This is a genomic window from Paenibacillus sp. sgz302190 (genome assembly GCF_059820445.1).
Map to the genome: position 1 here is coordinate 23,939 of NZ_JBZYAO010000034.1, position 11,902 is coordinate 35,840.

The following is an 11,902-nucleotide window of genomic DNA, read 5'->3' on the forward strand; positions in this document are numbered from 1 at the left end:
GGAGGTTATAGTTGTGAGCACGGTTGAATACTTGCTTCACGGTCTGGGTACAGCGATGCAGTGGCACAATCTGGCGTTTGTTTTCATAGGCGTGCTGATCGGGACCGTAGTCGGCGTCTTGCCCGGAATCGGCCCGATGAGCGGAGTCGCGCTGCTGATTCCGATTACGGCGACGATGACGAACGGATTGAGCCCCGAGGAAGCGGCGACAAGCTCGATCATTTTGTTAGCCGGGGTGTACTACGGCGCCATGTATGGGGGTTCGACGACTTCGATTCTGCTGAACACCCCCGGCGAGTCTTCCTCCGTCGTGACGACGCTGGACGGCTACCAGATGGCCAAACAGGGCAGGGCGGGCGCGGCGCTGGCCATCTCGGCCATCGGCTCTTTTGCCGCAGGCATCATCTCGCTGATCGGCCTGATTTTCATGGCGCGGCCTCTGTCCGAGGTCGCCATCAAATTCGGCCCTGCCGAATATTTTTCGCTGATGGTGCTCGGTCTGCTCGCGATCATCGGGCTGGCCGGCAAATCGATGGTCAAGGCGCTGATGATGACCGCGCTCGGCCTGCTGCTGGCCACGATCGGCATCGACAGCGTATCCGGCGTCGAGCGGTTTACGTTCAACATTCCCGAGCTGTATCAGGGACTGGAATTTTTGACCGTGGCGGTCGGCACCTTTGCCGTAGGCGAAGTGTTTAAAACGATTTTGCAGCGGGAAAGTAATGACGGAGAACTGGCCAAAATCAACCGGATTCTCCCGACCAAAAAAGATTTGAAAGACAGCGCCGCTCCTATCGCCCGCGGTTCCATTCTCGGCTTTTTTATCGGCTTGCTGCCCGGCGCGGGAGCGATTCTCGCTTCATTTTTCGCCTATATCGTGGAGAAAAAGCTGAGCAAAACCCCGGAGCGCTTCGGCAAGGGCGCAATCGAAGGCGTAGCTTCGCCCGAGTCGGCCAACAACGCGGCTTCGGGCGGCGCCATGATTCCGCTGCTCAGCTTGGGCATTCCTTCTTCGGGCACAACGGCCATTTTGATGGGGGCCTTTATTATGTACAATGTCCAGCCGGGCCCGCTGCTGTTCCAGGACCACCCGCAGCTTGCCTGGGGAGTGATTGCAAGCATGTTCGTCGGCAACCTGATGCTGCTCATTCTCAATATGCCGTTGGTCAAAGTGTTTGCCAAAGTGATCGAAACTCCGACCAAATATTTGATTCCGCTGATCATTGTGTTCTCCGTATTCGGCGTGTATGCGGTTCAATATTCGACCTTCGATTTGCTGCTCATTATGGGCTGCGGCATTGTCGGCTATTTTTTGGCGAAAAACGATTACCCGCTTGCCCCGCTCGTGCTCGGGCTCATTCTCGGTCCGATGATGGAAAACAACATGCGCCGGGCGCTAACGATTTCCAACGGCGATTTCATGATCTTTGTGCAAAAGCCGGTTTCTCTCGCGTTCCTGTTCGTCGGGCTGCTATGGATCACGGTTCCGCTGTTGCTGAAAATGAGAGGCAGAAACGTGCTGGTGAACGAGGAAGGATAACGATGGCGCAGCCATGCATGATGACGAGGAGAAAGGGTTATGAGCGTATTTTCGCTGATTTTGCTGAATGTGATTTTCCCTGTATTTTTGCTGATCGCCGCCGGTGCGCTGATGCATCGCATATTCCGTTTCGATATGAACACGCTTTCCAAAATCAATGCGTATTTCCTGCTGCCGTGCGTGAGCTTCACGAATATTTACCAGAGCAACCTTGCCGGCGGCACGCTTTTGCAAATTGCCGGTTTTCTGCTGCTGCAAACGGCGGTCTTGATCGCGGTCGGCAAAGCCGTCGCAAAGGCATCAAAGTTTGGCAGGGGGCTCGCTTCCAGCTTTACCAACAGCATCGTCCTCAGCAATTCGGGCAATTTCGGCTTGCCGGTTAGCCAGCTTGTGTTTCAACATAATCCCGTCGGGCTTTCCGTGCAGGTGATCGTCATGATTTATCAGAACTTCCTGACCAACACGTTCGGGTTTATGAACGCCGTTTCCGTTCGCAGCCAGGGAAGCAAGCTGGTTAAGGAGCTTTTGAAAAATCCGATGATGTACGCGTTTGCGCTCGGCTTTTTGCTCAAATTGTCGGACGTTCCGATCCCGTCTTTTTTGTGGAATCCCGTGCAAAATGTTTCCGGCGCTTTTCTGGCGATCGCGCTGGTCACGCTTGGCGCGCAAAGCGCATATTTGCGCTTCAATCACTTGAGCTTCCCTCTTGCGGCAAGCGTGATCTCAAGGCTGCTGCTGTCGCCGGCCATTGCGTTTGGCCTCATTGCGGCCCTGCAGCTGGAAGGCACGACCGCGCAAGCTTTATTCATCGCAAGCTCATACCCGACCTCGCGAAACAGCGCCGTGTTTGCCCTGGCATACGGGAACGAGCCCGATTTTGCCGCACAGGCCGTGCTGCTGTCCACGCTGCTCAGCAGCGTAACCGTCGCTGCCGCCGTGTATGTGTCGGGGATTTTGTTCCAATAAACCGCCTTTTAGGAAGAAGGTGGTTTATTTTTATCTAAAATCAACATGAAGAATGAATACAGCCTAAAAGAAAAGGTTCAATATGCCGATAATCTAAATCAGTATGATCAACTAGAGGAGGATTACGGATGTCCATTCGCATCAAGTTAATTTTGGGGTTTATTGTAGTGATGGTATTATTCACGGCGGCGATCGTAGGCAACATCGTGACCCAGTATCAAGTCGACCTGCTTGTGAGAGATATGAACAAAGCTTCATCCGAATTGACCGAGCTGCAAAATCTGACTTATTTGGGCCGCACTGCCGACGACAGCGGGGCATCGTATCTGATGAGCGCTACGGATGAGAACAAAAAGAAGTTTTTGGCCCAATACCGGCAATATGTGCAGGATGCCACAAGCAAGTTTCAGGAGGTTATGGCTGAGCAGCATGACGAAACGGAGATGCAGGCGCTTAAATCTTTTAGCACCGAATGGGAAAAGTACCAAAAAGGAAACGAAACTACATTTATACTTTTTCAACAAAATGCCGTTCAAAAGGCGCAGCAAGCCTATACGGAAGTTACTTTTGAACCTGTCATCAATACGCTGATCGCCTACAAAGACAAGCTTGCCAAAGAAGTGGTGGAGCAAAGACGGGAGGTCGACTCCAGGCAAAAGCTGTCTTTTCAGGTCAATGTAGCGGTAACGGTTACCGCCATCGTAGTGGGGATGCTTATCGCGCTTTTTTTGGCCAATAAAATTACGAAGCCTGTGCGCCAGGTAACATTGCAAATTAAAGAAATAGCCGAGGGCGAAGGCGATTTAACGAAGCAGCTTTCCGTTGCCTCCAAAGATGAAATCGGCGATCTGGCGCGTTATTTCAACCAAATGCTCGGCAATTTGCGTTCGATCATGCAGCAGGTCGGATTCGCTTCCGTCCAGGTCGCATCCTCGTCGGAGCAGTTGACGGCCAGCGCGCAACAAACGAGCCAAGCGACGGAACATATCGCTCTGACGATGCAGGACGTCACCTCCGGTTCGCAAAAGCAGGTTGCCGATTTGCGGCATAACGTAGTCGTCATCGATGAAATATCTATGGGAATCGGGCAAATCGCTTCCAGCATTCAAGAAATTTCGCAATCGTCGGCCCATTCATCGGAAGCATCAATTGAAGGAAACCGGTCGCTGCAAACCGCTGTCGGACAGATGGCGTCCATCGAACGCTCGATTCAATCGTTATCGGAAGTTATCAAAGGCTTTGCGACCCGTTCGCAAGAGGTCGAGCAAATCGTTTCGGCCATTACGGAAATTGCCGCGCAAACGAATTTGCTTGCCCTGAATGCCGCGATCGAAGCGGCGCGGGCGGGTGAACACGGCCGGGGCTTTGCCGTCGTCGCAGGCGAAGTGAAAAAGCTTGCCGCGCAATCCGGCTCGTCCGCGAGCGAAATTACCGCATTGATTCGCCATATTCAAAGCGATACGGTCAAAGCCGTACAATTTATGGAAGCGAGCACCAAAGAAGTGCAGGAAGGAACCGAGATTATCCGGCAAGCCGGCCACTCGTTCGAAAACATTCAGCAATCCGTCGGCGACGTTGCCGGACAAGTCCAAGAAGTGTCCGCCGCCGTCCAGCAAATGGCAGCAAGCGCAGATATGGTCGTGGGCTCGATCAAGGTCGTGGCGGCATTGTCGGAAGAAGCGGCGGCAGGAACGGAGAGCGTGTCCGCAGCCTCGGAAGAGCAGTTGGCTTCCATGGAAGAAATCTCTTCCTCGGCAGCTTCGCTGGCATCCATGGCGGAAGATTTACAAACACTTGTCGGGAAATTCAAGGTGTAATTTAAAAAGGGGGGCCGCCGGCCCTCCTTTTTTTGATGCGCGTCCCCGCCGCCGCGGGTGAAACCGCGCAGCAGCAGTGCGCCGGTGCCGCGCGGCGCTCCGGACTGCTGCGAAACAGGCCGCCAGCATGTCGGCCGCCGTCTATGCAGTGCCATATACCACCCGCCTCACACGCACACAACACAACACATCACAGACGATACACGACATACTATACGCACAGACCACACGCACATACAACACGATGCACGGCACACATACCATATGCATACACCACAAACGATACGCGAACATACCACACGCACACACCACAAACGATACATGACACAAACCACACGTACACATAACACGATACACGGTACATAAACCACGCGTACACACCACAAACGATACACGTACATACCACACGTACATACAACACGCCACCTACCATGCATGCGCACACCCACCCACGATACACGTCATACGGTACACACCACACAAACCAAAAACACGCATACCAGCATATCCCAAACGTACCACGCATGATACACGACATACACCACACAAGCCCAAAAAAAACATACCACACATTTCACAAACGCACCACGCACACCGCGCGCTGTGATCTGCATTTGGTGTGGCGCTGAGCAAAAAAACTGCAAAAGTGCATCTTTTTACCGCAGGATGTGCCGCCTTGGCGAAATTCCTGCAAAACTGCAGGTTTTTCGCTAACATTTGGGGCTCCGCCCCGTCAGAACAGGAAAAAGCCTGCACAATCGCAGGCTTTTCCTCCAAACGGGCCGTTTTCGCCAAAAAAGCCTGCACAATTGCAGGCTTTTGACCCCAGCTCTGCGGCGCCACCGAGCGCCCAAGCACGCGGCGCTGCCGAGCGCTGCCGCAGCAGCGGGCGCTTCCGCCCGGCCGCTGGCCTTACTCGCTGGAAACGATGAGTTCCAGCTGTCCGTCCAGCCGGTAGCTGCCGAATCCTAGCGGCAGAATGAAATGGTCGCCTTTTCGCAGGCTGAAGCTGCCGGTTTCCGTTTGCAGCGCGCCTTCGCCGGACAATACGCTGAAGATCGTGTATTTGGCCGGAGCCGCGAAGGAGGAGGAGCCGTTTACGTCCCATTTTTGCACGGTAAAAAAGGAATTGGAGACGAACGTCGTAATCCGGGCGCCGCCGCTGGTCTCCACGAGATACTCCGCTGCGCTCGATTGATGAGGGACGGTCGTGACCTCGACCGCTTTTTCCAAATGAAGCTCGCGCAGGTTGCCTGCCGCGTCTTTGCGGTCGTAATCGTACACCCGGTACGTGGTGTCGGAGCTTTGCTGGGTTTCCAGCACGACGATCCCTTTGCCGAGAGCGTGAATCGTTCCGCTGGGGACGTAAAAGAAGTCTCCCGGCTTCACGGTGACGCGGCACAGCAGCTCGTCCCACTCGCCGGCCTGGATCATGGCTGCAAGCTGCGCTTTGGACTGCGCTCTGTGGCCGAAAATGATTTCCGCCCCAGGCTCGCAGTCGACGATGTACCAGCACTCGGTTTTGCCGAGCTCGCCGTTTTCGTGCTCCATGGCGTAAGCGTCATCCGGATGCACCTGTACGGAGAGATCGTCCGACGCGTCGAGAATTTTTGTAAGCAGCGGAAATTTGCCCGCCTTCGATCCGAACAGCTCGGGCCGCTTCTCCCAAAGCTCGCCCAGTGTCGTGCCGGAGAATGCCCCGCCTTTGGCCGTGCTTTGGCCGTTCGGATGGGCGGAGACCGCCCAGCATTCCCCCGTCAGCGCGGAAGGAATGTCGTAGCCGAACAGCTCCTTCAGCTTCGTGCCTCCCCAGATGCGGTCTTTGAATACCGGTTCGAGAAAAATCGGTTCCATGTTTGTCAAGCTCCTCTCTGTTTTTGAACGCTTAATAAGCAAGATGGACGAGCGCCGCGGCGCCGACCAGCCCCGCATCGGTGTGCAGCGAGGCCGGGACGATGTCCGTCCTGCGTCCGGTCGGGTTCAATGCATGAGCGGATACATAGGCTTTGACAGCCTGAAAAAGCGGCTCGCCGACTTGGGACACGCCGCCGCCGATGACGATTTTGTCCGGGTCCAGAATGTTGATGAGCGATACGCAGCCGACGCCGATGTTATGGTACATTTTGGCCGTCAGCTCGGTCATTTCCGCGTTTCCGCTGGCGGCAAGCTCGAATACTTCTTTGGAAGTAACCGTTCTTCCTAACCGCTCCGAGGCTTGTCTCGCTATCGCGGTTCCGGAAGCGACCCATTCCCAGCAGCCGTACTGCCCGCAGACGCAGCGCCCGGCGGACGGGTCAACGACCATGTGCCCGGCATCGCCGGCATTGCCGCTGGAACCGGTCAAAAGCTTGCCGTGCAAATAAATGCCGGAGCCGATTCCGGTGCTGATCGTGATGAAAACGAAATGGTCGCTGTCCTTGGCGGCGCCGACCCATTTTTCCGCGAGCGTAGCGGCGGTCGCATCGTTCTCCATGCGGATCGGGTAGCGAAGATAGCGCTCCAGCTCTTGCACCAGCGGGAAATCCTGCCAGCCCGGCAAGTTGGGCGGGCAAGTAATTTTACCGCCGGCAGGGTCCAGCGGTCCGGGAGCGCCGATGCCGATCCCGCGAATGGCGGCGGCGTCTGCACCGCTGTCCGCGATCAGCTTTTGCACGTCGGCCGCGATTCGCTCCACCATTTGCGCCGGTGGAACGGCGAGGTCGGTTTTTAATGCGTTTTTGGCAATGATGCTGCCTTGGGCATCCACGATGCCGATGGCGGTTTTCGTTCCGCCTATGTCGATTCCAATAGCTAAACTCAAAGGTCTTCCCTCCAAAAATATGGGCTTTTAACTTGACAAAACTTGACGAAATTGATTATTGTCAAGCTATGTTGATTGTATCATAAGCGGGAGGAAATGAACATCATGCCAAGGCCGAAAAAAGTTTCGATGCAGGATATTGCGGATAAGCTTGCCGTCTCCAAAAATGCCGTTTCTTTGGCGCTGTCCGGCAAAAAGGGCGTCAGCGAGCAGCTCAGGCAGGAGGTGCTGCAGGCCGCCCGGGATCTGGGCTACGGCATGGTGGCGGAAGCCGGAGGTCCGCAGCGGCAGGAGCATGCGGCTGTGCCGGTGCTTGTCCCGGATCGAATTATGAGCTATGAGGATAACGATCATTTTTTGTTTTACCACGATCTGATCTGGGGGCTGGAAAAACGGCTCGGGGAAAAAGGGTTCAACGCCGTTATTTTGAGAATCAGCGATGAGATGGAAAAGCGGCTGAAGCTGCCCGAGCTGGTGCTTACGCTTCCTTCGCGGGGAATGATTTTGTTCGGGATTGTGGATCGGGAATACGCCGAGATGGTCCGGCAGCGCTGCGGTCCGGTTCTGATGTTCGATTCCTATCATCGCGGCCTCCCCGGTCCGGTCGTGACGTCGGCCAATATCGAGGGGGCATATGAAGCGGTCCGCTATTTGCTCGGCCGCGGCCATACGCGCATCGGGTTTATCGGCCCGACGAACTTGACGACGAGCCATGAGGAGCGGTGGTTCGGTTATTGGAAGGCGATGCGGGAGAGCGGAGCCGCGGAGCGCGCGGATTTTTGTTTGCTGGAGTCTGCGGGTTTTGCCTTTACTGCGGAGGAACTGGACGCTTTTTTGGACGGGCTGGCCGAGCGGCCGACGGCGTTCTTTTGCGGGAACGACCGAATCGCGCTGCTGCTGATCGCGGCGCTGCGCGAGCGCGGCATCCGGGTTCCCGAGGACATGTCCGTCATCGGATTTGACGGGCTGGCCCTTTCGGAGACGTCGGACCCGCCGCTGACGACGATGAAAGTGGATAAAGCCGGCATGTGCGATGCCGCCGTGGCGTGGCTGCTGATGGAGCCGATGGAGCAGCCGTTTTTGAAGTGGGGCGTCCCCGCGGCACTGACCGTCCGGCATTCGGTGGCGGCAGCGGACTGACCGCCTAAAGCGTTTTGGCGCCTCCGGCCATTTTCAATTTGCGGTAATCTTTCGGCACGACGCCTTTGCTTTCCCGGAAAATGCGGGAGAACGTCTTGTACGAGCCGTACCCGACTTCGTGGGCGATTTCCGCAACGCTCATGTCGGTGGACACAAGCAGGCTGCAGGCGTGGCGGAGGCGCAAATCGTGCAAAAAATGAACGAACGTTTGCCCGGTCGTTTGCTTGATGACTTCGCTGATTCGGGACACGCTCATCGAGAACCGCGCGGACAGATCGGACAGCGACAGCTCCTCCTGGTAGCTGCTGTGGATGTAGTGAATGATCGGCCATACCGACAGGCTGGCTTTGGATGCGGGCGCTGCCGCCGATGAGGGCTGGCCGTCTGACCTTCGGCAGCGGTCGAAGCGGATCAAAATTTCCTTAAGCTTCGCCTGCAAAAGCGTGCGCCGCCAGCGCTCATCCCCTTGGTATTCCCGGAACATGTCTTCCAATAAGAGCCGCATCCGCGCCTGCTCTTGCTCGCCCAGCTGTACGTAGGCGGGAAGCGGGTCGGCGTCGTTGATGAGGCCGGACAATCCTTCCTCGGCGCTTGCTTCCATCAGCAGATCCATGCTGAACTCGCAGTTGTACAGCACCAGAGTGCTTCCGGGATCGGTGAACAGCTCGTGTACCTGGTACGGCAAGACGAACGTGAATGTTCCGGGCAGCATCGGATGGCGCATTCCGTTGATCGCCTCGGACCCGCCGCCTTCCACAACGTAGGAAAACTCCAGAAAATCGTGGCGGTGAGCGCGAAAGCCGTGCTCAAGTCGGTGCAGGCTGAGATGAAACGGGAACGCCGAATGCATATTTGGATACGTTTTCAAATAAGCGGGAAAGTAAGTCATGTTTGTGGTCCTCCGAAAAATTGGGACGTTTTTCGAAAAATACGGTACGCTTTCTTTTTGTTTTTATCTTACCATAAATGGCAGAGGAACAGGATACATACTCAGCTTATGCGTTAAGGAGGAACAGAAATGGCAGTGAGCAATAAAGTGAGGATCGGAATTATAGGCGCCGGGAATATCGGGGGCGTACATATCGAGCAATTTTCCAAACTGGCCGATGAGTGCGAAATTACTGCGATAACCGATGCCTATTTGCCGCTTGCGGAAGCCAGGGCGAAAGAACACGGCATCGCCAACGTTGCGGCGTCCCCCGAGGCGCTGATTCAAAGCCCCGATGTGGATGCGGTCATTATCGGCGTGCCGAACCAGTTCCATGCGCCGCTTGCGGTGCAGGCGATCGAAGCCGGCAAGCATGTGCTGCTGGAAAAGCCGATGGGCATCAATTCAGCTGCGGCGCGGCAAATTTGGAAGGCTAGCCGGGCGGCCGGCAAGGTCGTCATGATCGGCCACCAAATGCGCTGGGAAGCCGTTCCGATGCAAATTAAGGAGCAGGCACAGCGGGGCGAGCTCGGCCATATTTATACGGCCAAAGCCGGCTGGTTCCGGCGCAAGGGGATTCCCGGCTGGGGGACATGGTTCACGCGGATGGACCAATCCGGCGGCGGTCCGCTGATCGACATCGGCGTGCATATGCTGGATCTCGCGCTGTACCTGATGGGCAATCCGAAGCCCGTCTCCGTCTACGGTGCGACTTACGCGGAGTTCGGCCCCCGCCGCAAAGGGATCGGCACCTGGGGGAAACCGGATTGGAACGGCATCTACGATGTGGAAGATTTGGCGACGGCGCTGATCAAAATGGACAACGGCAGCACGCTGTCGCTGGAAGTAAGCTGGGCCGTGCACATGGATACCGACAACACACCGTTCGTGCATTTGATGGGCTCGGAAGGCGGAGCCAGCTATCGCGGTGCGCAGGGCAAGCTGCTGACCGAAAAGTTCGACCGGGCGATCGAAACCGAGCTGCGCAGGCCGGAGAACGACGAGGGTGAGCGTCTGCGCCTGAGCCGCCATTTTTTGGCGTGCATCCGTGAAGGCAAGGAGCCGATTACTTCGGCTTTGAGCGGACTCACGAACAATCTGGTGCTGGATGCGATTTACGAATCGTCCCGTACCGGCAATGAAGTGAAGCTGAACTGGAATTTGGACGAATCGGAGGGGGCATAGCAGATGCTGAGAGGATTAACCCGGTCTGGGCTGGGACAAATAGAGAGCGACGAGCGGTTCATCGAATTGGCGGCCGAATACGGTTTTCAATCGGTCGATTTGGATGCCCTGGCGCTTGTGGAGCGTCACGGTGTTGAAGGAGCGAAGGCGTTGCTGCAAAAGCATGGCGTCGTCGTCGGCGCATTCGGACTTCCGGTCGAATGGCGGACGACCGAGGAAGCGTTCCTTGACGGCGTCGGCAAGCTGGCGCAGTCGGCTGCCGCCGCGGCCGCGTTGGGGTGCGCGAGCTGCTGCACCTACATATTGCCGTCGACCGACCTGAAAGCGGCGCACTTCATGGCGCTGGCAACGCGGCGGCTGCGCACCTGCGCGCAAATTCTCGGCGCGTACGGCATCCGCCTCGCGCTGGAATTCGTCGGGCCGCACCATTTGCGGACCCGCTGGGCGAACCCGTTCATCTGGACGATCGATGAAACGTTTGACTGGATCGATGCGATCGGGGAGCGCAGCGTGGGCTTGCTGTTCGATTCGTTCCACTGGTATACGAACGGTTCGACGGTCGGCGACATCGAGCGTCTGCGCGCCGAGCAAATCGTCCATGTCCACATCAACGACGCGCCGGACGTCCCGGTTGAGGAAGCGCTCGACAACGGACGCATTTACCCCGGCGAGGGCGTCATCGATTTGGCCGGCTTTTTGCAAGGGCTGCACAAAATCGGATACCGGGGCGTCGTCGCCCAGGAGATATTATCCGCGGAACCGCCTGCGGGCACGCCCGAAAGCCTTGTCCAGCGATCCAAAGCGGGATTCGATAAGGTGTTTTCCGCAGCGGCCCTATAAACGATCCGCCATGAAAAGAGCGATTTTTGCAGGGTTGTTCTGCAAAATTGCTCTTTTTTACCGCATTACAGTGATAAAGCGCGTGGCGGCAGCATGCTGATCGGCGGACGCTCATTTTCGAAAGAGCTCGATGGAGCTTTTTTCGCCGGCGGACAAGCCGTACGTTAGCGGGCTGAGAGAGACGCGCAAACTTGCAAAATCAGCTTGCGTGGAAGGGCCGGAGAGAACGCCTGCCTCTCCCAACAAGTCTCGGAGCGGGTTGCGGCGTCGTACGACGGGGGTACAGCACGGAGCGGGGCGCTGCACGGCGGAGGGTACTGCGCGCAGCGGGGTGCTGCATGGCGGGGGGCACTGCACTGCGCGGAGCGGGGTGATGCACGGCGAAGGGTATAGCACGCAGCGGGGCGCTGCACGACGGAGGGCCGTGAGGCGGCTTGGCAGGCCAGGCCGGGGACAAAACCTGCAAAAGTGCAGGCTTTGTCCGGGAAAAAGGTTCATTTTGGCGAAAAGCCTGCGATTGTGCAGGAATTTTCGATGGAAATGAACCTGAGCCTTTGCGCCCGGCGAAAAACCTGCACAATTGCAGGAATTGTTTCGCGGCCGGTGTATTAGCAGCAAAAAAGATGTATTTTTGCAGGTTTTCTTCGCACAGCCGGGCAAATGTAAAGACCCGGCTCTGGCGCGGA

At 56.6% G+C, this 11,902-nt stretch carries 9 protein-coding genes; 6 read left to right on the top strand and 3 right to left on the bottom strand.

Going from position 1 to position 11,902, the window contains the following annotated elements:
• Positions 1-13: 13 nt before the first annotated feature.
• The 3 genes from AC6RNO_RS27840 to AC6RNO_RS27850 all read left to right on the top strand — a co-directional run bounded on the left by AC6RNO_RS27840 (position 14) and on the right by AC6RNO_RS27850 (position 4,323).
• On the top strand, positions 14-1,540 hold the full coding sequence (locus AC6RNO_RS27840; protein ID WP_497107476.1) for a tripartite tricarboxylate transporter permease: 1,527 nt from the start codon (positions 14-16) through the stop codon (positions 1,538-1,540).
• Positions 1,541-1,579: 39 nt separating this feature from the next.
• Positions 1,580-2,506, top strand: a complete 927-nt coding sequence (locus tag AC6RNO_RS27845) for an AEC family transporter (protein WP_497107477.1) — start codon at positions 1,580-1,582, stop codon at positions 2,504-2,506.
• Positions 2,507-2,634: 128 nt separating this feature from the next.
• Complete coding sequence (locus AC6RNO_RS27850) at positions 2,635-4,323, top strand: methyl-accepting chemotaxis protein (RefSeq protein ID WP_497107478.1); 1,689 nt, start codon at positions 2,635-2,637, stop codon at positions 4,321-4,323.
• Positions 4,324-5,235: 912 nt separating this feature from the next.
• Here AC6RNO_RS27850 and manA read toward each other — a convergent pair.
• Together manA and AC6RNO_RS27860 are read right to left on the bottom strand one after the other, a co-directional pair.
• The gene (gene manA, locus AC6RNO_RS27855) at positions 5,236-6,177 is read right to left on the bottom strand and encodes a mannose-6-phosphate isomerase, class I (RefSeq protein WP_497107479.1); all 942 of its coding nucleotides are present in this window, start codon (positions 6,175-6,177) and stop codon (positions 5,236-5,238) included.
• Positions 6,178-6,208: 31 nt separating this feature from the next.
• Positions 6,209-7,123, bottom strand: coding sequence for an ROK family protein (locus tag AC6RNO_RS27860; RefSeq protein WP_474684666.1), 915 nt, complete (start codon positions 7,121-7,123; stop codon positions 6,209-6,211).
• Between the two features lie 105 nt (positions 7,124-7,228).
• Here AC6RNO_RS27860 and AC6RNO_RS27865 point away from each other — a divergent pair, with 105 nt between their 5' ends.
• Positions 7,229-8,263, top strand: a complete 1,035-nt coding sequence (locus AC6RNO_RS27865; protein WP_497107480.1) for a substrate-binding domain-containing protein — start codon at positions 7,229-7,231, stop codon at positions 8,261-8,263.
• A 4-nt stretch (positions 8,264-8,267) separates the two neighbouring features.
• Here AC6RNO_RS27865 and AC6RNO_RS27870 read toward each other — a convergent pair whose 3' ends face one another.
• Positions 8,268-9,152 (bottom strand): helix-turn-helix domain-containing protein, encoded by an 885-nt coding sequence (locus AC6RNO_RS27870; RefSeq protein ID WP_474684668.1) that lies wholly within the window; start codon positions 9,150-9,152, stop codon positions 8,268-8,270.
• A gap of 129 nt (positions 9,153-9,281) precedes the next feature.
• On the opposite strand from AC6RNO_RS27870, the gene AC6RNO_RS27875 reads away from it, so the two are divergent.
• Entirely contained in the window at positions 9,282-10,376 is a 1,095-nt protein-coding gene (locus AC6RNO_RS27875) for a Gfo/Idh/MocA family oxidoreductase (protein ID WP_497107481.1), read from the top strand.
• A gap of 3 nt (positions 10,377-10,379) precedes the next feature.
• The gene (locus AC6RNO_RS27880; protein ID WP_497107482.1) at positions 10,380-11,216 is read left to right on the top strand and encodes a TIM barrel protein; all 837 of its coding nucleotides are present in this window, start codon (positions 10,380-10,382) and stop codon (positions 11,214-11,216) included.
• Positions 11,217-11,902: the final 686 nt, after the last annotated feature.

Coding starts and splice junctions, on each gene's coding strand:
- manA (WP_497107479.1), bottom strand. CDS start 6,177: ATGGAACCGATTTTTCTCGAACCGGTATTCAAAGACCGCATCTGGGGA.
- AC6RNO_RS27875 (WP_497107481.1), top strand. CDS start 9,282: ATGGCAGTGAGCAATAAAGTGAGGATCGGAATTATAGGCGCCGGGAAT.
- AC6RNO_RS27880 (WP_497107482.1), top strand. CDS start 10,380: ATGCTGAGAGGATTAACCCGGTCTGGGCTGGGACAAATAGAGAGCGAC.
- AC6RNO_RS27865 (WP_497107480.1), top strand. CDS start 7,229: ATGCCAAGGCCGAAAAAAGTTTCGATGCAGGATATTGCGGATAAGCTT.
- AC6RNO_RS27845 (WP_497107477.1), top strand. CDS start 1,580: ATGAGCGTATTTTCGCTGATTTTGCTGAATGTGATTTTCCCTGTATTT.
- AC6RNO_RS27870 (WP_474684668.1), bottom strand. CDS start 9,152: ATGACTTACTTTCCCGCTTATTTGAAAACGTATCCAAATATGCATTCG.
- AC6RNO_RS27850 (WP_497107478.1), top strand. CDS start 2,635: ATGTCCATTCGCATCAAGTTAATTTTGGGGTTTATTGTAGTGATGGTA.